Source organism: Alterileibacterium massiliense (genome assembly GCF_900104645.1).
In the GTDB taxonomy this organism is placed as follows: Bacteria; Bacillota; Clostridia; order Peptostreptococcales; family Anaerovoracaceae; genus Alterileibacterium; species Alterileibacterium massiliense.
Genome location: NZ_FNWE01000001.1, coordinates 352144 through 375963, shown reverse-complemented (window position 1 = coordinate 375963; position 23820 = coordinate 352144). Strand labels below are relative to the sequence as shown.

Annotated in this window: 15 protein-coding genes, 7 tRNA genes and 3 rRNA genes; 4 read left to right on the top strand and 21 right to left on the bottom strand. The window is 36.7% G+C overall.

Going from position 1 to position 23820, the window contains the following annotated elements; all coding sequences use genetic code 11:
* Positions 1 to 7 precede the first annotated feature (7 nt).
* From rrf to murC, 13 genes are all read right to left on the bottom strand, one after another.
* A 5S ribosomal RNA gene (rrf, locus tag BQ5371_RS01865) occupies positions 8 to 124 on the bottom strand.
* A 55-nt stretch (positions 125 to 179) separates the two neighbouring features.
* Positions 180 to 3064: ribosomal RNA gene (locus tag BQ5371_RS01860) — 23S ribosomal RNA — on the bottom strand.
* 217 nt (positions 3065 to 3281) lie between these two features.
* A tRNA-Ala gene (locus BQ5371_RS01855) sits at positions 3282 to 3357 on the bottom strand.
* Between the two features lie 40 nt (positions 3358 to 3397).
* A 16S ribosomal RNA gene (locus tag BQ5371_RS01850) occupies positions 3398 to 4915 on the bottom strand.
* Together the 16S, 23S and 5S rRNA genes with 1 tRNA gene alongside form the textbook arrangement of a ribosomal RNA operon.
* A gap of 389 nt (positions 4916 to 5304) precedes the next feature.
* The gene (locus BQ5371_RS01845; RefSeq protein ID WP_071132238.1) at positions 5305 to 5775 is read right to left on the bottom strand and encodes a LytTR family DNA-binding domain-containing protein; all 471 of its coding nucleotides are present in this window, start codon (positions 5773 to 5775) and stop codon (positions 5305 to 5307) included.
* A gap of 106 nt (positions 5776 to 5881) precedes the next feature.
* Positions 5882 to 6124: an RNA-binding S4 domain-containing protein gene (locus tag BQ5371_RS01840; protein ID WP_071132237.1), complete on the bottom strand. Its 243-nt coding sequence runs from the start codon at positions 6122 to 6124 to the stop codon at positions 5882 to 5884.
* A gap of 301 nt (positions 6125 to 6425) precedes the next feature.
* The gene (locus BQ5371_RS01835; protein WP_071132236.1) at positions 6426 to 6704 is read right to left on the bottom strand and encodes an HU family DNA-binding protein; all 279 of its coding nucleotides are present in this window, start codon (positions 6702 to 6704) and stop codon (positions 6426 to 6428) included.
* Positions 6705 to 6788: 84 nt separating this feature from the next.
* Complete coding sequence (locus BQ5371_RS01830; protein WP_071132235.1) at positions 6789 to 8468, bottom strand: putative polysaccharide biosynthesis protein; 1680 nt, start codon at positions 8466 to 8468, stop codon at positions 6789 to 6791.
* 130 nt (positions 8469 to 8598) lie between these two features.
* Positions 8599 to 11892, bottom strand: a complete 3294-nt coding sequence (gene mfd / locus BQ5371_RS01825; RefSeq protein WP_071132234.1) for a transcription-repair coupling factor — start codon at positions 11890 to 11892, stop codon at positions 8599 to 8601.
* Positions 11882 to 12451, bottom strand: coding sequence for an aminoacyl-tRNA hydrolase (pth, locus tag BQ5371_RS01820; RefSeq protein WP_071132233.1), 570 nt, complete (start codon positions 12449 to 12451; stop codon positions 11882 to 11884). The genes mfd and pth overlap by 11 nt, the downstream gene beginning before the upstream one ends.
* A gap of 67 nt (positions 12452 to 12518) precedes the next feature.
* Positions 12519 to 13466, bottom strand: coding sequence for a ribose-phosphate diphosphokinase (locus BQ5371_RS01815; RefSeq protein WP_071132232.1), 948 nt, complete (start codon positions 13464 to 13466; stop codon positions 12519 to 12521).
* A 66-nt stretch (positions 13467 to 13532) separates the two neighbouring features.
* Complete coding sequence (locus tag BQ5371_RS01810; RefSeq protein ID WP_071132231.1) at positions 13533 to 14237, bottom strand: DapH/DapD/GlmU-related protein; 705 nt, start codon at positions 14235 to 14237, stop codon at positions 13533 to 13535.
* A 44-nt stretch (positions 14238 to 14281) separates the two neighbouring features.
* Entirely contained in the window at positions 14282 to 15673 is a 1392-nt protein-coding gene (gene murC / locus BQ5371_RS01805; RefSeq protein ID WP_235821162.1) for a UDP-N-acetylmuramate--L-alanine ligase, read from the bottom strand.
* 147 nt (positions 15674 to 15820) lie between these two features.
* On the opposite strand from murC, the gene purR reads away from it, so the two are divergent.
* Entirely contained in the window at positions 15821 to 16636 is an 816-nt protein-coding gene (gene purR, locus BQ5371_RS01800) for a pur operon repressor (protein ID WP_071132230.1), read from the top strand.
* Between the two features lie 44 nt (positions 16637 to 16680).
* Here purR and BQ5371_RS01795 read toward each other — a convergent pair whose 3' ends face one another.
* The 7 genes from BQ5371_RS01795 to BQ5371_RS01765 form a co-directional block, all read right to left on the bottom strand.
* A complete protein-coding gene (locus tag BQ5371_RS01795) occupies positions 16681 to 18558 on the bottom strand; it encodes a L,D-transpeptidase family protein (RefSeq protein WP_071132229.1) in 1878 nt (625 codons plus the stop codon).
* Positions 18559 to 18642: 84 nt separating this feature from the next.
* Positions 18643 to 18716: transfer RNA gene (locus BQ5371_RS01790), tRNA-Cys, on the bottom strand.
* Between the two features lie 2 nt (positions 18717 to 18718).
* Positions 18719 to 18793: transfer RNA gene (locus tag BQ5371_RS01785), tRNA-Gln, on the bottom strand.
* Positions 18794 to 18813: 20 nt separating this feature from the next.
* Positions 18814 to 18889 (bottom strand) — tRNA-His (locus BQ5371_RS01780).
* Between the two features lie 107 nt (positions 18890 to 18996).
* Positions 18997 to 19073 (bottom strand) — tRNA-Asp (locus BQ5371_RS01775).
* A 4-nt stretch (positions 19074 to 19077) separates the two neighbouring features.
* Positions 19078 to 19153: transfer RNA gene (locus BQ5371_RS01770), tRNA-Val, on the bottom strand.
* A 4-nt stretch (positions 19154 to 19157) separates the two neighbouring features.
* A tRNA-Met gene (locus BQ5371_RS01765) sits at positions 19158 to 19234 on the bottom strand.
* A gap of 144 nt (positions 19235 to 19378) precedes the next feature.
* Between BQ5371_RS01765 and lgt the strand changes: the two genes are divergently transcribed.
* From lgt to BQ5371_RS01750, 3 genes are all read left to right on the top strand, one after another.
* Positions 19379 to 20197, top strand: a complete 819-nt coding sequence (gene lgt / locus BQ5371_RS01760; RefSeq protein WP_071132228.1) for a prolipoprotein diacylglyceryl transferase — start codon at positions 19379 to 19381, stop codon at positions 20195 to 20197.
* Between the two features lie 117 nt (positions 20198 to 20314).
* Positions 20315 to 21406, top strand: coding sequence for a redox-regulated ATPase YchF (gene ychF, locus BQ5371_RS01755; protein ID WP_071132227.1), 1092 nt, complete (start codon positions 20315 to 20317; stop codon positions 21404 to 21406).
* The gene (locus tag BQ5371_RS01750) at positions 21399 to 22442 is read left to right on the top strand and encodes a ribonuclease H-like domain-containing protein (RefSeq protein ID WP_071132226.1); all 1044 of its coding nucleotides are present in this window, start codon (positions 21399 to 21401) and stop codon (positions 22440 to 22442) included. The genes ychF and BQ5371_RS01750 overlap by 8 nt, the downstream gene beginning before the upstream one ends.
* Here BQ5371_RS01750 and BQ5371_RS01745 read toward each other — a convergent pair.
* Positions 22439 to 23746 (bottom strand): DNA-methyltransferase, encoded by a 1308-nt coding sequence (locus tag BQ5371_RS01745; RefSeq protein WP_071132225.1) that lies wholly within the window; start codon positions 23744 to 23746, stop codon positions 22439 to 22441. The genes BQ5371_RS01750 and BQ5371_RS01745 overlap by 4 nt on opposite strands.
* Positions 23747 to 23820 lie beyond the last annotated feature (74 nt).

Below are 23820 nucleotides of genomic sequence, written 5' to 3'. Positions count from 1 at the left end.
ATAAAAAAACCGGCGACGACCTACTTTCCCGGGCGGCTGCCCACCAAGTATCCTCAGCGCAAAGGAGCTTAACTTCTGTGTTCGGGATGGGAACAGGTGTATCCTCCTCGCTATTGTCACCGGATATTGAGGTTTGTACCCTCAAAATTGAATAACACTAAAGTGTTCTCCTAAACCATTTGGTCAAGTTGTCGACCTATTAGTATCGGTCAGCTAAATACATTACTGCACTTACACCTCCGACCTATCTACGTGGTAGTCTCCCACGGGTCTTACCTTACGGAGGAAATCTTATCTTGAGGGGGGCTTCGCACTTAGATGCTTTCAGCGCTTATCCCGTCCATACTTAGCTACCCAGCTATGCCCTTGGCAGAACAACTGGTGCACCAGAGGTATGTCCATCCCGGTCCTCTCGTACTAAGGATAGCTCCTCTCAAATTTCCAACGCCCACAGCGGATAGGGACCGAACTGTCTCACGACGTTCTGAACCCAGCTCGCGTACCTCTTTAATGGGCGAACAGCCCAACCCTTGGGACCTACTCCAGCCCCAGGATGAGACGAGCCGACATCGAGGTGCCAAACACCATCGTCGATGTGAACTCTTGGATGGTATAAGCCTGTTATCCCCGGGGTAGCTTTTATCCGTTGAGCGATGGCCCTTCCACTCGGAACCACCGGATCACTAAGCCCGACTTTCGTCCCTGCTCGACCTGTATGTCTCGCAGTCAAGCTCCCTTTTGCCTTTGCACTCTTCACGCGATTTCCGTCCGCGTTGAGGGAACCTTTGGGCGCCTCCGTTACTCTTTAGGAGGCGACCGCCCCAGTCAAACTGCCCACCAGACACTGTCCCCATACCGGTTAACGGTACCAGGTTAGAATTCCAACATTACAAGGGTGGTATCCCAACGGTGACTCCTTATATACTGGCGTACATATCTCTCAGTCTCCCACCTATCCTGTACGTGCAATGCCGAAACTCAATATCAAGCTACAGTAAAGCTCCACGGGGTCTTTCCGTCCTGCTGCGGGTAATCGGCATCTTTACCGATATTTCAATTTCACCGAGCCTATTGTTGAGACAGTGTCCAGATCATTACGCCTTTCGTGCGGGTCGGAACTTACCCGACAAGGAATTTCGCTACCTTAGGACCGTTATAGTTACGGCCGCCGTTTACTGGGGCTTAAGTTCACTGCTTCGCTTACGCTAACACTTCCCCTTAACCTTCCAGCACCGGGCAGGCGTCAGCCCCTATACTTCAGCTTTCGCTTTAGCAGAGACCTGTGTTTTTGGTAAACAGTTGCCTGGACCTATTCACTGCGGCCTGCAAAAGCAGGCACCCCTTCTCCCGAAGTTACGAGGTTATTTTGCCGAGTTCCTTAACAATAGTTCGCTCGCTCACCTTAGGATTCTCTCCTCATCTACCTGTGTCGGTTTGCGGTACGGGCACCTTGGATCTAATTAGCGGCTTTTCTTGACAGCGTGAAATCAGTTGCTTCGTCTCTATCGACTCCCCATAACAGACCAGCCTTTCAATATGCGGATTTGCCTACATATTAGCCTCTCTGCTTAGACACGCTCGACCAACGGCGTGCTCAACCTATCCTTCTGTGTCCCCACTTCATTCATGCAATCCTCGGTGGTACAGGAATTTCTACCTGTTGTCCATCGCCTACAGCTTTCGCTCTCGGCTTAGGCCCCGACTAACCCTGAGTGGACGAACCTTCCTCAGGAAACCTTAGATTTTCGGCGGACGGGATTCTCACCCGCCTTACGCTACTCATGCCAACATTCTCTCTTCTATACAGTCCACCTCGCCTTTCAGCTCAACTTCTACCCGTATAGAATGCTCCTCTACCAATTATTTCTAATTCCAAAGCTTCGGTGGTAAGTTTTAGCCCCGTTTATCTTCGGCGCAACATCACTCGACTAGTGAGCTATTACGCACTCTTTAAATGTATGGCTGCTTCTAAGCCAACATCCTAGCTGTCTGTGCAATCTCACATCCTTTTCCACTTAACTTACTCTTTGGGACCTTAGCTGTTGATCTGGGCTGTTTCCCTTTCGACCATGGAACTTATCTCTCATAGTCTGACTCCCAAGTTTAATATCACGGTATTCGGAGTTTGAGAGTTGTTGGTAGCCGGTGAAGGCCCCGCGAACAATCAGTGCTCTACCCCCGTGTATCGTATCTTGAGGCTAGCCCTAAAGCTATTTCGAGGAGAACCAGCTATATCCGAGTTCGATTGGAATTTCACCGCTATCCACAAGTCATCCTAACCTTTTTCAACAGATATAAGTTCGGTCCTCCATAACCTTTTACGGTTACTTCAACCTGCTCATGGATAGGTCACCCGGTTTCGGGTCTACAGCATATAACTTTCGCCCTTTTAAGACTCGATTTCTCTTCGGCTCCGTTACTCCAGTAACTTAACCTCGCTACATACCATAACTCGTTGGCCCGTTCTACAAAAAGTACTAGGTCACTTTCGCTCCCTACGCTTGTAAGCATTAGGTTTCAGATTCTATTTCACTCCCCTCCCGGGGTTCTTTTCACCTTTCCCTCACGGTACTTTCCTCTATCGGTCACTGGGTAGTATTTAGGCTTGGAGGGTGGTCCCTCCTGCTTCAAACCGGGTTCCTCGTGTCCGGTCCTACTCCGGTGCCACCTGTCTTGACTTCGCTTCGCTTACGGGAATTTTACCCTCTTCGTTTGTACTTTCCAGTACTATTCAGCTCACTAAGTCTTCAACTTTCTGGTGGTCCACTACCCCTAACTGCAAGCAGTTAGGTTTGGCCTCTTTCCATTTCGCTCGCCGCTACTTTGAAAATCGATTTTTCTTTCTCTTCCTAGGGCTACTTAGATGTTTCAGTTCACCCCGTTCCCTCCGTATGACTATGTGTTCACCATACGGTACCAGTGCATTACCACTGGTGGGTTCCCCCATTCGGATATCTATGGGTTAATGGATATGTGCTCCTCACCATAGCTTTTCGCAGCTTATCACGTCCTTCTTCGGCTCCCAGTGCCAAGGCATCCACCTGATGCTCTTCTTTACTTGACCTTGCCTGATTTGCGTTAATCAGGTCTTTCTTCACTATTGTTTCTCGTGTGAATCTCTTTCTGGTTTTCTCTCAACAAATTCTTCTTCGAAATTTACCCTTACTCTGATTTCTCAAGGAAATCAGGCTTCTCTCGATTTCGTTGTCTATTTGTCTTTTCTACACTTCTGTGTTATTCAATTTTCAAGGTGCTAACCGTTATTTTATAAAAAAATAACATGGTGGAGAATAAGGGGCTCGAACCCTTGACCCCCTGCGTGCAAGGCAGGTGCTCTCCCAGCTGAGCTAATTCCCCAAATAAAACTAACATAGTATAGAGACCTTAGTCTCCTTAGAAAGGAGGTGATCCAGCCGCAGGTTCTCCTACGGCTACCTTGTTACGACTTCACCCCAGTCATCGGATTTGCCTTAGGTAAACTGTTTTTGTCCAACTTCGGGCACCCCCAACTTCCATGGTGTGACGGGCGGTGTGTACAAGACCCGGGAACGCATTCACCGCAGCATTCTGATCTGCGATTACTAGCAACTCCATCTTCGTGCAGGCGAGTTTCAGCCTGCAGTCCGAACTGAGATCGGTTTTTATGTTTTGCTCCGCATCGCTGCTTTGCTTCTCTCTGTACCGACCATTGTAGCACGTGTGTAGCCCAGAACATAAGGGGCATGATGATTTGACGTCATCCCCACCTTCCTCCGAGTTAACCTCGGCAGTCTCGTCAGAGTCCTCAACTTAATGTTAGTAACTGACAACAAGGGTTGCGCTCGTTGCGGGACTTAACCCAACATCTCACGACACGAGCTGACGACAACCATGCACCACCTGTCTCCTCTGTCCGTAGAAAAAAACGATTAAGTTCCTGTCAGAGGGATGTCAAGTCCTGGTAAGGTTCTTCGCGTTGCTTCGAATTAAACCACATGCTCCGCTGCTTGTGCGGGTCCCCGTCAATTCCTTTGAGTTTTAGTCTTGCGACCGTACTCCCCAGGCGGAGCACTTAGTGCGTTAACTGCGGCACCGAAGTCTATCGACCCCGACACCTAGTGCTCATCGTTTACGGTGTGGACTACCAGGGTATCTAATCCTGTTTGCTACCCACACTTTCGTGCCTCAGTGTCAGTTGCTGTCCAGAAAGCCGCCTTCGCCGCCGGTGTTCCTCCTAATATCTACGCATTTCACCGCTACACTAGGAATTCCGCTTTCCCCTCCAGCACTCAAGTAACCCAGTTCGCATGGCAATTAACGGTTGAGCCGTTAGTTTAAACCTTGCGCTTAAATTACCACCTACGCACGCTTTACGCCCAATAATTCCGGATAACGCTTGCCCCCTACGTATTACCGCGGCTGCTGGCACGTAGTTAGCCGGGGCTTCCTCCTTGGGTACCGTCATTTTTTTCTTCCCCAAGAACAGAAGTTTACGACCCTAAGGCCTTCTTCCTTCACGCGGCGTTGCTGCATCAGGCTTTCGCCCATTGTGCAAGATTCCCTACTGCTGCCTTCCGTAGAAGTTTGGACCGTGTCTCAGTTCCAATGTGGCCGTTCACCCTCTCAGGTCGGCTACTGATCGTCACCTTGGTGAGCCGTTACCTCACCAACTAGTTAATCAGACGCAGGCCCATCTCTCACCGATAAATCTTTGGTCAGCTTAACATGTGTTATTTTGACTTTATGGGGTATTAATCACCGTTTCCGATGGCTATCCCCCTGTGAGAGGCAGGTTGCCTACGCGTTACTCACCCGTCCGCCGCTTTCCATCACTTTACTTCTTCCGAAGAATTAGTAATGTGACTTCTCGCTCGACTTGCATGTATTAGGCACGCCGCCAGCGTTCATCCTGAGCCAGGATCAAACTCTTAATTAATTGTATTTGCTCTGACCTTCTTCGTCAGTTCAAATCTATCCTCTCAGAACGACTTTTGACTTGCGTTCTCTCGAATTACTCTCGAATTGTACGTGAACCTGTTTGTTCTTTGTACTTCATCAATTCATTTCGAAGATTTTATCTTCTTTTTATTGACTAGGTTCTATACTATGTTGTTTTCAAGGTTCTCTGCCACTTTTTTAGGGGCTACCTTGTACCCCCTGCCTTAGTGACAGCTTATACAGTATAGCCCCTTTTCTTTTACTTGTCAATCTCTTTTTTTAGATATTTTATTCTTTTTTTGACATTTAATTTGAGTATTATATTTTTTGTTGCTTTCGCTTATTTTATTTTTATTCTTTATTTTACTTTTATTTGTTCTTCATTTATTAGTTTTTATCCTTTATATTACCCATATTCCTATTATTCCCTAGCTCACCAATATTATTAGTCCTATCTTCTTCTGATACGAATGATAATTTATTCTTTCCAAATGTATCGCAATCGCTAAATGGTGGATATTTCATAAGGTAGTTTTTAAAACTTCTTTTCAGAATTAAATAATTATTTCTTCCTATTGCAAATTTTCTTCCTGATTCAAAAATCAATACTCCATCTTTTATATTAACCATCTTATCAAAATTCACAATCAGGCTTTTCATAGCCCTGTAAAATGTCGAGCCTAGCAAAGCCGATGCCATGTCATTAATTCTATCATAGAAAACATACTCATCATTTTCGGTGCATACCTTAATCTTGCGACCTATTTGTTCTATCATCTCGATGTCAGAAAATTTTATTCTAGCAAATGTGTTTCCGCTTACTATTATTATAGAATTATTATCACCTTTTCTTATCATATCGCCCTCCAAATTAAATCTATTTACCTAGAGTTATTTTGTATTCTTTATTCTACTGATTTAATTATTTAATATGATAAATTATTTTCGAGTATTTTCGATACAATTATCCTATAATTTCATACATTTTTTCTGCATCTTCTTTTCTTGGCGATTCAATAATTTCACTTACAACAACTTCCATAACACTTGAACCAAAGGTAATTTTTATTTTATCTCCCTTCGTAATATCAAGTCCTGCCTTAGCCGGTTTTCCATTAACTGTAATTCTTCCATTATCACAGGCTTCTTTTGCCACAGTCCTTCTTTTTATTATTCTTGAGTTTTTAAGAAATTTGTCTATACGCATTTAATATATTTTCCCTTTTAATTTATATTTTATTTTAATAAAAGTCTTTATTTCTATTTTTTTATTACTATATTATAAAAAAGTCCAATTTAAGAATTCCTTCGTATTCGGATATATTTTAATCTATTATTTAAGAGCTTATATCTAAAGGTTTATTAATTAAACATAGTATTTTAATATAAAATTTTTTTAATTACCAAATTTATTATAAATCCTTTATTTATATTAGTTTATAAATAGATTAGCTTTCAACTGTATTAAAAAACGGGAGGTTATTACCTCCCGCTGATTATAAATTGAACTACTTGTTCACCGCATCTTTGAGTGACTTTCCTGCCTTAAATACAGGTGCCTTAGAAGCAGGAATATCTATAACTGTATTAGGCTTCTGAGGATTTCTTCCCTTGCGTGCCTTACGCTCTCTTGTTTCAAAAGTTCCAAATCCAATAAGTCTTACAGTGTCGCCACTTACGAGTGACTCCTCTATTGACTGCAATACTGCATCCAATGCTACCTCAGCATCTTTTTTCCTGAATCCTGTCTTATCAGCAATCTTACCTACTAATTCTGCCTTATTCATCTCATTCCTCCTACTCAAAAATATTTGCTATATTAGTATTATACAAATACCTTGCTATACTGTCAACTGTTTGATTTGTCTTTATTATCTAGCTATACGCATTTTTTTTGCTAGTAAATATATTTTATCTCCATAAGGCATAAAATCGGTATCCTCTTTTGTAATATATCCGCTTATAAATACTAAAACAAAATATATAAGCACGGCAGATAAGATTGATATTATAGTGCAAATCTGATCTATTCTTATAATTACTCCAAGAAGCTTATATATTGCAAGTGTTATTACACCCATTACAAGAGATATTAAAAGCGGTTTTAGTATAATTTCATTAAAATCTAATTTTACCTTTACATATCTCTTAACGGATAGATAGTTCAAAATTGCGGATGTGGTGAAGGCTATGACATTTCCAATCGCAGCACCTTTTACATTTATCGCAGGTATTCCGACAAGAATAAAGGTAATAATAACCTTTGTCAGAGCACCTATAGCAAGATTTCTTACAGGAATTGTCTGTTTCCCCGCACCCTGTAAAATGCTTGAAAATGCTCTTAATAGTGAGAATGAAATCATTCCAAAGGCTAGTATCTCTAGTACAGGAACAGCCATGCTTATCTCCTCAGGCCTAGCAGGATAGAGGAGGTTTAATATTGGCCTAGCTAAAAATAAGAGTCCAACCATACATGGGAAGCTGATTAACATAAGAGATTTTATTCCAAGCTTTACATTTGACTCAAGGCCTGTTTTGTCCTTCTTCTTTATAGACTCAGCGACTGCGGGCACCATGCTCACCGCAACTGCTATTGTAAACACCTGTGGAAATTCTGTTATAGGATAGCAATATCCTCCGAGAAGTCCATATAAAACCTTTGCCTCCCCATTTAACCAACCTGTCGCATGAAGTCTAGGCATTATCATGACAGCATCTATCATAAATACAATTGGTAATATTGAAGAGCCTATGGTAATAGGAACAGATATATAGATAAGCTCCTTTAGTATGGATTTTATAGATTCCTTTTCTTTCGTTTTTTCACATTTTTCAATATTAATTATGTCCCTTTTTAATATATCTATTTTGTTATTCTCATTTTTTTTATATCTAAAGTAAATAAATGTCATTAAAAGCATCGCAGAAAAAGAACCTGCTGAGGCACCAAATGTTGCTCCTGCAGAAGCTTTAACCAAAGATTTATTTAGAAAAAAATATGCGAGGAAAAGTCCAACGGTAACCCTAAAGAACTGTTCAACTACCTCCGATAAAGCAGTTGGGAACATATCTTGTTTTCCTTGGAAATATCCTCTTAGAGAAGCATCAATCGGAGCAAAAAGGAGCACGGGCGTCAAAGCAATCATCGACAGATATGCTCCTTGGTTAGCTATTTTGATAGAAATGCTTTTGGCAGAAATAATAAGTATAAATGCAGAAATGGTACCAAGCGAAATCATTAATGCAAGTGAAACCTTGAAAACCCTATTTACATTTTTTTCATCTCCTATAGCATTTCTCTCGGAAATCATCCTTGATATTGCGACCGGCAAGCCTGCCATAGATATAAATAAGAAAAATGAATATATGGAGTAGGCAGCACTATAATATGACATTCCTTTTGCACCTATCCAGTTTGCAAGCGGTATTCTAAACATTGCTCCTAGGAATTTGCTTATTATGCCAGCGATTGACATTATAGCAACTCCTTTTACCATCGTCTTACCATATCTTTCAATATTATTTTCTTTTTTAATATTTTCTTTTACCATAAAATAATCTTTTATATGAAATAACCTTTTATCTTTATATTTTTTATTATATTAATATATTTTTTATTTACATATTTATATATATTACTACTCATCATTTTTCAGCTATGTGATTATATATAATGAGGATTCAAATATCAACTCGTTTAAGCATCCTTATTAAATTTAATGTGTCTTGAGTTTTCCTTTCCTCTTCCATTTTTAAAATCAAAATGGTCTTTTTGCCACTTTTTATTATAAGCCTTTCCTTGTATTTTTCTTTAGCAAGTATAAGTGAATAGGGATCTATTGCCTTACTATTTAATATCTCTAGTTCAACCTTGTTTATCTTAGAATTTATCATATGAGATCTTATTTTTTTGATTCCAAGCTTTCTTGCGTGACTTTTTATCTCAGAAATATTTATAAGATTTATCGTCATAACAGGTATCTCGCCAAAGCGGTCTATTAGCTCGTCTATAATATTCATAGAATCATCCGTTGAATCAATTTCGGCAATCTTTTTATATGCTTCAAGTCTTAAACTTTCGTCCTTTATATATTTCGTTGGTATCCTATAAGGAACTTTTAAATCTATGTCAACCTCACTCCTTATATCTTCAGCCTTATCACCTTTTAATTTCTTTACAGCTCTATCGATTTCTTTGCAATATAACTCATATCCAATACCTGCCACATGACCGCTTTGAGCTTCACCTAGCATATTGCCTCCGCCTCTAATCTCAAGATCTCTCATCGCAAGTTTAAATCCAGAGCCAAGTTCGGTAAATTCCTTAATTGCAGTAAGTCTTTTTCTCGCCTCATCAGTGAGAATCTTATCCGGCTTGTGCATCAGGTAGGCATATGCTAACTTATTTGACCTTCCTACTCGTCCTCTTAATTGATATAGTTGTGCCATTCCTAGGTTTTCTGCATTTAATATTATTATGGTGTTCGCATTTGGAATATCTATTCCATTCTCTATTATTGTAGTCGCAAGAAGTATGTCATATCTTCCTTCAATAAATGATTTCATAACATCTTCCAGTCGTTTTTCGTCCATTCTTCCGTGGCCAACTGCAATTCTTGCACTCGGAACAAGCTTCTCTATCTTCTCTAATATCCTATATATCCCATTTACCCTATTATATATTATGAACGCCTGACCCCCGCTTGAAATTTCTCTTTCCAGAGCTCTTTTTATAATCTCGTCATTTTCCTCTGAAACATAGGTCTGAACAGGGTATCTATCTTGCGGTGGTTCTTCTATTGTACTTATATTTTTTATGCCTGTAAGCGACATATTGAGGGTTCTTGGTATCGGTGTAGCAGATAGAGTTAGTATGTCCACATTCTTTTTCATACCTTTAATTTTTTCTTTAGACTTAACTCCGAATCTCTGCTCCTCGTCTATTACAAGTAAACCTAAATCTTTAAATTCAATATCATTTGATAAAAGTCTATGTGTGCCTACTACAAAATCAATCGTACCTGCCTTTAATTTTTTAATTATTTCTTTCTGCTCAGTTTCGCTTTTAAACCTTGAAAGCATCTCAATCTGAAATGGAAATTTACCGAATCTCTCCTTAAGATTTTCATAGTGCTGATTTACCAAAAGCGTAGTAGGTGCAAGCAATACTGCCTGTTTCCCATCTGATACACATTTAAAAATAGCCCTCGCTGCAACCTCTGTTTTTCCATATCCTACATCTCCGCATAGCAATCTATCCATGGGAGCAGTTCTTTGCATATCTTCCTTTATCTCATCAATTGCCTTAAGCTGATCTTCGGTTTCCTCATACGGAAAATCTGCTTCAAAATCTTTTTGCCATTCACTATCTTCGGGAAAAGCATATCCTTGTCTTGCTTCCCTTTCTGCATAGAGCTTTATCAGGTCTTGAGCAATTGTTTCAATCGCCTTCCTAGCTTTTTTTCGTGTGTTAATCCAGTCTTTTCCTGAAATTTTTGATAGTTTAGGCTTTGAATCAGACGCTCCTATATATCTTTGAACAAGGTCCGCATTATCAACAGGTATATATAATATAGCTTCCCCTGCGTAATGAATTTCCAGATAATCCCTTTCAACTCCTTCCGTTTCTAGGGTTTTTATCTGCTCAAACATTCCAATGCCGTGCATTTCATGGACTACATAATCTCCTTTGCGAAGATTGGTGAAAACAAAATTATTATTTTTTTTGCTTCTTTTTTTAGCCCTGCTTTTATATGAAAAATTAGGAAAAATATCATTAAGCGTTATATAACAGATTTTTCTTTCTTCATCAATTAATCCAGATGAAAGATATGAATCATCATAGATTATATTTCCATAAATTTCATTATCTTGAATATATTTTTTTATACCTTCAAGTTGCCTTCTAGGTGCTACAATATGTATATCAAAGTACTTCTTTTGATACTTTTTTATTTCTTTAACCAAGAGATTTAACATTCCATTAAATGATGTCATTCTCTTTATGGAAGATTTAATTATATTATCAAATTTACCGAGAGTCTTATCCCCATCATCGAATGACGAATATACTTCTAAATCAGCCCTTAGATTGAGAAATAAGCTTAAATCTGAATTATGCTCACCCTCATATATCTCTTCTATTCTATCTCTTAGCTTGGATGGATCACATAAAATTAGAACTCCATCTTCATTAAGATAATCAAAAATATATGAAGTACTTATATCAAAATAATCAATATATTCTTCGTAAATCCTTTCATTTGACCTAGTTTCTATGATTTCTATTAATTTTTCTTTATCTCGGGAAGGAAGCTTGCTATTTGATATATTATCTATTCCCCTCGTTATTTCGTCTTCATCCGGATTAAAAATCAGGGCAGGTGTTATCATAACTGAATCTAGGCTTGATATTGACCTTTGATTTTCAGGGTCATAACATCTTATCGAATCTATATCATCTCCAAAAAATTCTATTCTAACTGGGTATTCATATCCTGATATGAATATATCGAGAATATCTCCTCTGATGCTATATTCCCCAAAAGATTCTGTAACAGGCGTGTTAAGATAACCTATTTTTTGTAATTTTCTCCTTAATTTTTCTGGAGAATATTCTTCTCCTACCTTAATCTCCTCTGTCATGTATTTAAAATCGCTAGGATTTGGATATTTTTTTAATGCCTCTATGATTGGAATGATAAGAATTATATCTTCGTCATTTAAAAGTCTTGATGCTCCTTTAATTTTTTCATAAAGACCTTCCCTATCTTCTCTTTCATATATAAATCCTCTACCAAGCTCCTCACTTATTACGAGAATATCCTTGCTCGTGAAATAGGAGAGATCCTCTTTGAACCTCTCCGCTGACTTCGTATCGGGTACAACGATAATACTTCCTTTATGTTTTTTGCACGATTCCTTAGCAGAATATACAAAACCATTTCCGCTAAGCCCTGTGATATTAGTCTTCATTCCTTTTGCTGTTATCCATATTCATCGCTCTATCAATTCCAAATTTAAGAATATCTTCTGCCGCTATTCCTGCCTTTAATGCACTTTCTCTTAATACCTCCTGCTCTTTTTTAGGCACCTTGCCTATGACATAATCGATTAAATCTTCACCATCATTTCCAATGCCTACTCTAATTCTTGGAAAATTTTTAAATCCGAGAGAGCTACATATTGATTTCATTCCATTATGAGTACCTGCTCCCCCCTGTTTTCTTATCCTTATATTTCCAAGCGGTATATCTATATCATCATAGACTATTATTAAATTTTCCGGTTCTATTTTATAAAAATTATATATTAAAGAAACTGCCTGTCCGCTCAGATTCATATATGTCATTGGTTTAACGAGTATTAGCTTTTCTTCGCCTATAAAGCCCTCACCAATAAGAGCATTGAATTTTTCCTTTTTTACTTCTATCCCATTCCTTTTTGAAATTTCATCTATAACATTAAATCCGACATTATGTCTCGTCTTTTCATATTTCTTGCCTGGATTTCCCAGTCCTACAATGATATACATCAATTTCCCTTTCAAAAAATCAGCAACGAACCTCTAATTCGTTGCCAAAGATAATACATATATAAGATTAGAATAATGAACTTACCGATCCATTGTTATGAACTCTTGAAATAACCTCCGAGAAAAGAGGTGCAACCGATAGAACTGTCATCTTATCTATTCTCTTTTCCTCAGGTATTGGTAAGGTATTAAGCAATACCATTTCCTCTATACAGCTACTATTTATTCTATCAATGGCAGGTCCTGATAAAACTGCGTGCGTTGCACAGGTATATACACTCTTACCGCCGAGTTTCAAAAGTGCTTCAGCAGCATTGCATATTGTTCCTGCAGTATCTATCATATCGTCAATCAAAATACAGTTTCTTCCATCTATATCACCGATTATATTCATAATCTCACTTTTATTAGGTTCAGGTCTTCTCTTATCTACAATGGCAATTGGGCAATCTAATTTTTCTGCAAAATTACGAGCTCTTCCTGCACTTCCATGATCTGGAGATACAACGACAATATCTTTCATATTTTTTTTCATAAAATAATCAGCTAGTATAGGCATACCTACAAGGTGGTCAACAGGAATATTGAAATATCCTTGAATCTGATTTGCATGAAGATCCATTGTTATTACCCTGTCAACACCTGCTGCAACGAGCAAATCTGCAACGAGCTTTGATGTGATAGGATCTCTCGCCTTTGCTTTTCTATCCTGCCTTGCATATCCATAATATGGTATTACGGCATTTATTCTTCCAGCTGACGCTCTCTTCATTGCATCAACCATAATGAGTAATTCCATAAGATTATCGTTTACCGGAGTTCCCGTCGATTGAATTATATATATATCCTCTCCTCTCACAGATTCCCATATGCTAACCTGTATCTCACCATCGCTAAACTTGCTCACAGTTGATTTGCCAAGCGGAACGCCCATAAGGTCTGTAATTTCCTTAGCTAATTTAGGATGTGAATTACAAGTAAAAATCTTCATGCCAGAATAAGTACCTTTTTTCATTGCCCTTTCCTCCCATTTTAAGAAGCCTGTTAAATTATTTATGCCTTTTTAAATTATTTCATATTATTATTTCTTTATGTCTTTTTTTAAAATCTTTCTTTTCTTTACCCAGTTTTCTTTGATAGTCTGTTTTACTCTAGCTATACATAGTGCATCGCTAGGAACATCTTCTGTAACTGTAGCTCCTGCCGCAATATATGAGCCCTCACCTATTTCTACCGGAGCTATGATATTTGTATTACAGCCTATAAAGGCATCGTCATCAATTGTAGATCTCTGTTTTTTGCTACCATCATAGTTAACAAATACCACTCCACATCCTAGGTTAACCCTCTCTCCAACATCAGCATCTCCAATATATGTCAGATGTGAAGCCTTGCTTCCATTTCCAAAATTAGAATTTTTAACTTCAACAAAGTCGCCAACCTTACATTCATTTCCAATTTTGCAACCAGGCCTAATATATGCAAATGGTCCAACAGTAGTATTATCACCTATTGAACTCTCATATATATAAGCAGTCTTTATCTCAGTATTATTTCCTATAACTGAATCCTCAATATATGATGATTGATAGATATGTGCTCCGGATTTTATTACACTATTACCCTTGATTGTAACATTATTATCAATAATTGCACCCGCTTCAATAATCACTGAATCGTCTATATATACAGAATATATATCTTTCATCATAACTCCAGATTCCAGTCTATCCTTATTGCTATTAAGTCTATTTTTATCCATTTCTCTATATTCTTCGATCTTCATCTTATGTCTCTTATGCCTCACTACAGTTTATTATATATTATTTATTACTTATCAATTAAAATTTCGCCGATCTTATATACATCACCTGCACCCATTGTAATTACAATGTCACCTTCGCTGATGTTGTCCAAAATATAATCTCTTATTTCTTCAAATTGTTTTATATATAAAATATTAAATTCAGGATATTTTTCTTTGATCTTTGACACCAATTGTTCTGACGATATGCCATAAATATCCTTTTCTCTGGCAGCATATATATCTGTAATTATAAGTGTATCAAGCCCGTTAAAGGCATCAATAAATTCATTAAACAAGGCTTTAGTCCTTGTATATGTATGTGGCTGAAAAACGCAAAGGCTATTATTATGCTTTACATTTGCTGTAGCTGAAATCGTAGCCTTTATTTCCGTTGGATGATGTGCATAATCATCTATTATATACGCACCGCATTTGGTCTTACCTACATAATCAAAGCGTCTATCAGCTCCTTTAAAATCGCTAAGAATTTTTGATATTACACAAGACTCTATTCCTATATATCTACAGGTTGCAAAAGCTGCAAGCGAATTTAAAACATTGTGTTCGCCAGGAACGCTTAAATCGATATGACATTCTTTTTTCCCCTTGTAATACACATCGAATTTTGCAAACCCTTTGTCGGTGAAATTCACATTTTTTGCACTATAATCATTATCATCATTAAATCCATATGTAATAACATTCTTCGCTTCTTTAATAACATCTTCCATAAAAGGATTTTCGCTAAATGCTATAATAACTCCATCATCAGGAATCTGAGAAGCAAATTTTTTGAATGACTTAACTATGTGTTCAACATCTTTAAAATAATCTAAGTGATCGGAATCTATATTGAGAATAACGCCAATATTAGGATATAAGCTAAGGAAGCTATCCATATATTCACAGGCTTCTGTTACAAAATATTCATTCCCACCTATTTCTACATTTCCATGAATATCAGCAAGCTCTGCACCAACAAGAATTGTAGGATTTAATTTCGCTCCCCTTATTATAAGAGAAATCATTGATGTAGTTGTAGTCTTTCCATGAGTACCGCAAATTGCTATGCTATGTTCATAATTTTTCATTATTATGCCAAGCATCTCGGCTCTTGTAATTCTTGGTATTCCAAGTCTCTTTGCTTCAACCATTTCAGGATTTGAAGAAGATACGGCATTAGAGAATATGACAATATCTACATCTCGAACATTTTCTGCTAAATGCTCCTTAAATATCTTTATACCCTTGCTTTCAAGGTGATCTGTTATTATCGAGGATTTTAAGTCAGAACCGCTAACCTCATATCCCTGATTGTTCAAAATCTCTGCTACAGCAGATAGTCCAATACCCCCAATGCCAATGCAGTGAATCCTTTTCATCTTTGAAATGTCTATATTAAAATTCTTATTCAAGATTATCCTCCGATTGTTTATTAGCCGTTTAATTATAGTCTATTTGATAATTTATTACAAGAATACTATCATTAAGTTTGAGTATGAGTTTGACATTTTATATATATAAACATAAAATCATTCTTAACTTGTGAGTGGAGGTTTTGTATGAAAAGAAATATTAGAATTGCAGCCATAGTAAATGAACTGGTTTCAAATCCTAGCACTAATTACAGCATGAATTATTTTTGTGATAAATTTGATATATCTAAGCCAAGTTTAAGCGAGGATTTACAGCTCGTAAATGAGGTCCTTTCAATATATGGAAATGGTTATATAAAATCTACCACTGGTATAGGCGGTGGAATAAAATTTATACCGGGAATATCAACTGATGATTGTTTTATTATCCAAAAAGATCTTGCAAATAGGCTGAGCGACCCAGATAGAATTCTCGGTGGAGGTTTTTTATATACCAATGACATTCTCTATGATACTCATTTAATCAACAAGATGGCTTTGATTTTTTCAAGGGAATTCTCAAGCGTTGAGGCAGATTATGTGGTAACTGTTGAAACTAAGGGCATACCTCTCGCATCTTCATTTGCCTATGTCATGAATCTTCCTCTTATCGTCATTAGAAGAGAGGCAAAATATGCTGAAGATGCGACTGTTAGCATCAATTATTTTTCAGGCTCTTACGAGCGTATTCAGCGTATGTCAATATCGAAGCGTTCTGTAAATCCTGATAAAAAAGCAATAATAATAGACGATTTTATGAGGGGTGGTGGCAGTCTAAAAGGCGTTACGGAAATACTTCAGGAATTTAACATTGAGGTAACGGCAGTAGGAGTTGCAACCGCACAGCGTGATCCAATAAAGAAAAAAATACCTTTTTATCTACCTCTTACAATTCTTGATAAAATCGATGAGGAGAATAAAAAGATATTTGTCAGTATAAATAAAGATCTAAAGCAATATTAATTTTTATATTGAATATGAAATTTTGAGTGCAATCATGAGTGCAATTAATAGTGGACAATTACAGGCATTCCCGCACTTACATTGTAAAAAATTGTTTCTGCCGCTGAATATGGAACATTTACGCATCCATGCGAGCCACCATAAACATAGATGCTTCCACCATATGCTGACCTCCATCCATCTGCATCATGTATTCCAATTCCGCCATTAAAAGGCATCCAAAATGTTACATGAGATTCATAATCTGAGCCGTCTGCATTTTTGCCTTTTAGCGTAGCTGGTGAAGTCTTGTACGCAAGTGCAAATAGCCCAGGTGGCGTTCTATATCCCGGTCCCCCAGTTACAATAGGCCAGATACCTATGCTCTTATCCTCTCTAACCAAGGTGATAGTCTGATTAGAAAGATCAATTTCCACCCTATTTGCTAGATTCAGCTTGTTTTCAGAAGATGTTTCAATCTTTGCCTTAGTCCTTTTCTTAGCAGAATTATAAATTGATTTTGCTGTTCCTTTTTCATCTATTTCTGCAACGAAATCATAATTGATTACGGATCTCTCACCCTTTGTTGTGTTGATGCTTATCTCATCTCTCTTACCACTATATTTTTCAATTACAATTTTTGCGACTTCATCTGCTCCTTCTCTGCTATATTTAGGTCCATCCTTTGAATATTTGATTATCTTAGAAAGATCATTTGGACCAATATGAATATCTACACCGGTCGGTGTTTCGACATCCATTCCATTTACAATATATTTTTTTGCAAATTTTAGCTCATCATTCAAATCGCCCGACTTGATTTTAGGTTTAGCATAATAGTCAGAGCTTTTGAACTCATATATAAGCTCACTTGGATTTTCTTTATGATTCTTTGCTATTTGCTTTGATACCTTTAAATAATCTACATTTACGCCTTGGTGCTCAGGAACGATCTTGGCCTTTTCTAAATCTATATATGCGTCTTTTGTCTGATCTACCTCACTATTGGCTTGGTCGATATTTAATAGATTAGGAACAGTCTGGTCAATTCCATCTATAACTTTTAGCGGAACATTAATGCTATCTCCTCTAAAGCTCTTATATATATAATAAGGGCTGATTGCAGACTTTATCAGAGCTCTTTTCATGGCTTTCTTTGATTCAAAATTATATAAGGTGTCTGCCTTTCCTAGATTTGTACCGTCTTTTACAATAGTTATTATATTTAATTCCCTATCTATCTTAAGAGAAGCCTCTTTTGGATTAAGTCCGTCTACCTCAATACCATTTAAGACTGTTCCCTTAGGAAAAACCTTTACTTTATTCAGTCTATAAACACCAGCTCCGATGAGCAGAAGAAATATAGCTATAAGTGCAAAGATGAGTTTTTTATTAATTTTACGATTGTTTTTTTCCTTCTTTTCTGAGTTCTCACCCGAAATATCATTTATATTTTCATTGTCATTATCCTCTAAATCTTTAACCTTTGTTTCAATTTGAATTTTGTCATATTCTAATTGTAAATCTTGATAATCTTCATAGCTAAAGTTTGATTGTTCAGATATTTCATCATCTTCGTCTTGTGCATATATATCGTCTTTTTCAGCTATATTTTCTTTTTCTAGCTCATCTTTCACATCTTGATTTTCTATCTTATATAAGTCGTCATCAATATCCTGATTATTTTGATCTTTACTATCCTGCTCATCTAATTTTTTTTCTGCACTAAAAGAATTAATCCCTGAATCAGATGAGCTTAGTTCATCTTCATCAAAATTCATATAAAAGGCATAGTCTGAATCATCTGTATAATCACCAATCAGCACCATCGTATCTCCCTTGTGAAATCCGTCAGAATTATGATTGGAATTATCTTTAAAATCTTCTTCTAATTCAGATATATCAGTTAATTCTTCTTCTTTAATACTATCTTCTTTTTGCATACATAATCTCCAAAAGCAAGAATTATAATAAATGTAATAAAAAGCTGAATCCTTCAGGCTAAAAAGAATTCAGCATTTATAACTTGGAGGCGACACCCGGATTTGAACCGGGGATAAAGGTTTTGCAGACCTCTGCCTTACCACTTGGCTATGTCGCCACTGGCTAGGGTAGCAGGATTCGAACCTGCGCATGACGGAATCAGAATCCGGTGCCTTACCGCTTGGCTATACCCCATTATCAATATTTAATTATCTTGGGGTGGGTAGTGGGATTCGAACCCACGCATACAGGAGCCACAACCCTGGGTCTTAACCACTTGACGATACCCACCATAATACTAGATTATAAGCACTGTCATTTAAATGGCAGAGTCTATAATTATCTAAATCTTTTAATTCTATATGTTATATATGCTTTTAATCCTAGATAAAAGAAGTTGGCGACCGGGAACGGGCTCGAACCGTCGACCTCCAGCGTGACAGGCTGGCATTCTAACCAACTGAACTACCCGGCCATCTTGGTGGACGCAATAGGGCTCGAACCTATGACCCCCTGCTTGTAAGGCAGGTGCTCTCCCAGCTGAGCTATGCGTCCAAAATGGTAGCGGCGGATGGACTCGAACCATCGACCTTCCGGGTATGAACCGGACGCTCTAGCCAGCTAAGCTACGCCGCCACAACAATATTTGCTAACATCGCAAAAGTTATGATACCAAAACTTATAAATCTTGTCAATGACTAAAGCATACATTTTATCTTTTTGTCATTTACTAAATATGCTATACTATTTTTCAATGAGAGGAATTAATGAGAAATACTTATGAGTGGAATTGATCCTATCGCTTTTACAATATTTGGTCTTGAAATAAGATGGTATGGTATCCTTATTTCATCTGCCTTGCTTTTATCCCTATTAATTGCGTCATTTCGTGCAAAAAAGAATAATATTAAAACTGACGCAGTTTTAGACATAATAATATGGTCAGTTCCGATTGGAATTATAGGTGCTAGGCTTTATTATGTCATTTTTAACTGGGATTACTATTCCGGCAATCTTGCAAGGATAATAAATATAAGAGGCGGAGGTCTGGCTATTCATGGTGGTCTTATCTTTGGAGTAATAACAGCTCTGATAGTCTGTGCCATCAAGCAAATTAATTTCCTGAAGATGGCAGATTTGCTCATTCCAGAGGTAGCCTTAGCTCAGGCTATAGGAAGATGGGGAAATTTCTTTAATGGAGAGGCATATGGAAGCGAGACCAACCTGCCTTGGGCAATAGTAGTTGATGGTAAAAGTGTGCATCCTACATTTTTATATGAATCAATCTGGTGCTTATTTCTTTTTTTCTTACTCATATATATTGCAAAAAATATAAAATTTGATGGGCAGATACTTCTCTTATATGGAATACTCTACTCGATTGAAAGATTCTTTGTTGAAGGTATGAGAACCGACAGCCTTATGCTTGGTGGCTTCAAACAGGCTCAGCTTATAAGCATCACGATATTTATTATTTCTATTATCCTATATTTTTATAATCTTAGAGTAAACAAAGTTAAGCTTAAGTACCGCTCAAAGTCCAAAAGGGAAACTGGTAGGAGTAGAAGAATCGATAGGAATAGTAGGCACAAAAACTAAATAATAATATTATTATTAATTTTATAAAAACAAAAATAGCAGGAATAAATATAATAAAAATAAATATAATAGAAGTAAAACAAATATTTAAATATTATAACGAGGAGATAATCTAAAATGAAACTAGGAATTGTAGGATTGCCTAATGTTGGAAAATCGACCCTATTTAATGCGATAACAAAGGCGGGTGCAGAGGCTGCTAATTACCCATTTTGTACTATTGAACCTAATATTGGTGTGGTAACGGTGCCTGATTCAAGAATTGATAAGTTGCATGAGATCTATCATTCTAAAAAAACTATTTATACAACTATCGAATTTGCAGATATTGCAGGTCTTGTCAAAGGAGCTTCTAAGGGAGAAGGCCTTGGCAACCAGTTCCTAGGCCATATAAGGGAAACCGATGCTATCGTCCATGTTGTAAGATGCTTTACCAGCGATAATATCGTTCATGTTAGCGGTAAAATAGATCCTTTAGATGATATAGAGGTTATAAATACCGAGCTCATCCTAGCAGACCTTGAAGCTACCTATAAAGCTATCTCCAAAATGCAAAAGAGTGCAAAGGCAGATAAATCTTTAAATTCCACCCTTGAAACGCTATCAAGGATAAAAGAAACGCTTGAAGAAGGAAAATCCATAAGAATGCTTGATTTATCAGATGAGGAGCTAAGTGATATTAAGCCTTATAATTTCTTAACTGCCAAGCCCATTATCTATGTTGCAAATATTTCCGAAGATGATATTTCTGATGAAGATAATGAGTATGTCAAGGTAGTCAAGAATTTTGCAAAAACTGAAAATGCAAAATGCGTAAAAATATGTGCTGACATTGAATCAGAACTATCTGAGCTTGATGATGAGGAAAGAAAGTCATACCTTGAAGAACTTGGCATAGATGAATCGGGACTTGATAAGCTAATAAAGGCTTCTTATGATTTATTAAATCTAATATCATTTTTAACAGCAGGAGAACCTGAAGTTAGAGCATGGACTATAAAGAAAGGAACCAAGGCACCTCAAGCTGCAGGCAAGATCCACACTGATTTTGAAAAAGGTTTTATCAGAGCTGAAACTATTTCCTATGACAAGCTAATGGAATGTGACGGATTGCTATCAAAGGCTCGTGAAAAAGGCTTTATAAGGTCAGAGGGGAAAAATTATATTATGCAGGACGGCGATGTTGTAAACTTCCTCTTTAATGTATAGACATATTGTAAAAATGAGAACATTTGTAAAAAGAGAAAATATAAAAATACCTAAGACCCGAATTTTTGAAACATATTTTTACAATATGAACCCATGCGTGCTCGATATTGAAACTACGGGCTTGTCAGGAAATAAATCAAAAATAATATTGATAGGAATTCTCATTCCTCATTCAGATTATGCTGAAATAATTCAGTTTTTTTCTGACTCAAAAGATGATGAAAGGGATATGCTTCTCTCCTGTCTTAAAATTCTAAAAGAGAAATCTATCGATTATCTCATAACATATAATGGTGAGAGTTTTGATATACCCTTTCTTAAAAAAAGGCTTGAGATAAATGGTATAGATGATGAGCTGAATTTTTACAGTTATGATTTACATAAGTTCATAAAATACTTTTCTGATATAGAAAAGATGACAGGCTCACTAACTCAAAATGAGCTTGAGAAATATATAGGCATATCTAATTTAAGAAAAGATTCCATATATGGAAAAGATATTCCAAATCTCTATATGGATTTTATTAATGAGAATGACGATATTTGCTTAAATCTAATCTTAAATCACAATCTCAATGACCTAATCCAACTGTCAAGATTATTAAAATCTAATATCTATATTGATTTACATGGTGCAATCAATAGGTATGGTTTTATATCAAAACCCCTATCAACCTCTATTACGCCTAGAATATCAAGAAACAAGCTTATACTTTTTTCTGATAATCTGCTAATCGATAAAAGCTTTGTTTATTTTTCAGAATCTTCGCAGGACATTAGCATAAATATTGATGCGAGTTCAAAAAATCTTGAAATAATTCAGCCTCTTGAAGAATATAATGGTTTTCTCTATTATGATCTAAATAAACTGGACTATCTCCCTGAAATCTATGACAGGCTTTCTTTTGAAGAACTTGACGGATTTGAAAGCAATTATTTGATACTTGCAAGTGATTCTCAAAAAAAATATAGAGAGATTAATTTTCTCTCCATGCTTTTTTTCGAATATGTGCTAAAAAAATATGAGCTTTCTTAATTTATTTCATATTCATATTCATTTCCAAATATATCTACCAAAATAAATTTAATATTTCCCTTTGAGAAGAATTTTATGTCCTCATCTGCTTTCCCTATTACTATCTCAGGTCTAAAATCACCACTATAATCATTATCCACCATAATATATTTAACCAAACTAAATGGTTCATATCTAATAATGGTTTCAATCAAGTCCTTATCTTTAGGCGATACATTTTCCATATTGATATTTGGAATAAATTTAGTTAACTTACATACCATTAATTTTTTATCATTTTCAGAAATATTAATTCCTTTGTGTGAAAACTCGAGCTTCCCTACCTCACCGCCTTCACCTGTTTTTTTATAAAATCTAAAATTAGATAGGTTGTCTCCCATTCGTTTTTTAGATATTGATAAGGCGAGCTTCTCATTATCACAGCCAATCCATTTTCTATTTAGCTTGTCTGATGCCTCAAGAAAAGAACCTGAGCCACAGAAAAAGTCTGCACATAAGTCGCCCTCATCTGAAGAGACTTCAATTATCCTCTCAAGTAGCTCAAGTGGTTTTTGCGTAGCATAACCATTTCTTTCTTTAGATGTCCTGCCAACCATATCTATAGACCATACATCTTTCATATTGACAAGAGTATACCAACCGTAGTCGTCCTCATATTCTTTTACGCCTTTGAACTTATATGGCTTAAGGTTGCGATTATATGATTTTTCCTTAGGAATTGATAATTTGTATCTGTCTGTTTTGCTATATATAAATATTGAATCGTGCTTTCTTGAAAATCTTTTTTTACTTGAACCTCCAGACTTATATTTCCAGATAATCTCATTTATAAACCTTTTATCTCCAAATATTTCATCTAAGAGCAGTCTTATATAATGCGAAGAATGCCAGTCAATATGAACCCAAATTGTTCCATCGTCCGAAAGAAGCTCTCTCATAAGAATTAGTCTTGCAGCCATAAAAGATATATAAGATTCTAGGCTGTCATCTATTCCATCTTCATATGCCTTATACTTTATTAACCTTTTCTCAGATTTATATTCGATATTTAATCCGGCATTGTACTTAGTCTTAGAAAAAAATGGAGGGTCAATATAAATTGTTTTTATCTTGCCCGAAAATCCATCGTTAATCAGCTTTTTCATCAAGCTTAAATTATCAGCTCTGTACAATCGCCCTCTGTCTTCTGCCGTATAATCATATTGATGAATAGATGAAAGCTCTATATCAGCTTCTTTCACCTCTTTAGCCTGCTCTATTCCAAGCCTTATTCCATTTTGTATCGAATTTATTATTTTCATCATATTTAGATAATACTATATTTTAACGATTGTAACAAATAAAAATAAATATTATAATATACGAATAAAGGAGAATT

Excerpts from the sequence above, each read along its gene's own strand:
- BQ5371_RS01845 (WP_071132238.1), bottom strand. The coding sequence starts at position 5,775 with ATGATAAGAAAAGGTGATAATAATTCTATAATAATAGTAAGCGGAAAC.
- pth (WP_071132233.1), bottom strand. The coding sequence starts at position 12,451 with ATGTATATCATTGTAGGACTGGGAAATCCAGGCAAGAAATATGAAAAG.
- lgt (WP_071132228.1), top strand. The coding sequence starts at position 19,379 with ATGAGTGGAATTGATCCTATCGCTTTTACAATATTTGGTCTTGAAATA.
- ychF (WP_071132227.1), top strand. The coding sequence starts at position 20,315 with ATGAAACTAGGAATTGTAGGATTGCCTAATGTTGGAAAATCGACCCTA.
- BQ5371_RS01795 (WP_071132229.1), bottom strand. The coding sequence starts at position 18,558 with ATGCAAAAAGAAGATAGTATTAAAGAAGAAGAATTAACTGATATATCT.
- BQ5371_RS01745 (WP_071132225.1), bottom strand. The coding sequence starts at position 23,746 with ATGATGAAAATAATAAATTCGATACAAAATGGAATAAGGCTTGGAATA.
- BQ5371_RS01830 (WP_071132235.1), bottom strand. The coding sequence starts at position 8,468 with ATGGTAAAAGAAAATATTAAAAAAGAAAATAATATTGAAAGATATGGT.
- BQ5371_RS01815 (WP_071132232.1), bottom strand. The coding sequence starts at position 13,466 with ATGAAAAAAGGTACTTATTCTGGCATGAAGATTTTTACTTGTAATTCA.
- purR (WP_071132230.1), top strand. The coding sequence starts at position 15,821 with ATGAAAAGAAATATTAGAATTGCAGCCATAGTAAATGAACTGGTTTCA.
- mfd (WP_071132234.1), bottom strand. The coding sequence starts at position 11,892 with ATGAAGACTAATATCACAGGGCTTAGCGGAAATGGTTTTGTATATTCT.
- BQ5371_RS01840 (WP_071132237.1), bottom strand. The coding sequence starts at position 6,124 with ATGCGTATAGACAAATTTCTTAAAAACTCAAGAATAATAAAAAGAAGG.
- BQ5371_RS01810 (WP_071132231.1), bottom strand. The coding sequence starts at position 14,237 with ATGAAGATCGAAGAATATAGAGAAATGGATAAAAATAGACTTAATAGC.
- BQ5371_RS01835 (WP_071132236.1), bottom strand. The coding sequence starts at position 6,704 with ATGAATAAGGCAGAATTAGTAGGTAAGATTGCTGATAAGACAGGATTC.
- BQ5371_RS01750 (WP_071132226.1), top strand. The coding sequence starts at position 21,399 with ATGTATAGACATATTGTAAAAATGAGAACATTTGTAAAAAGAGAAAAT.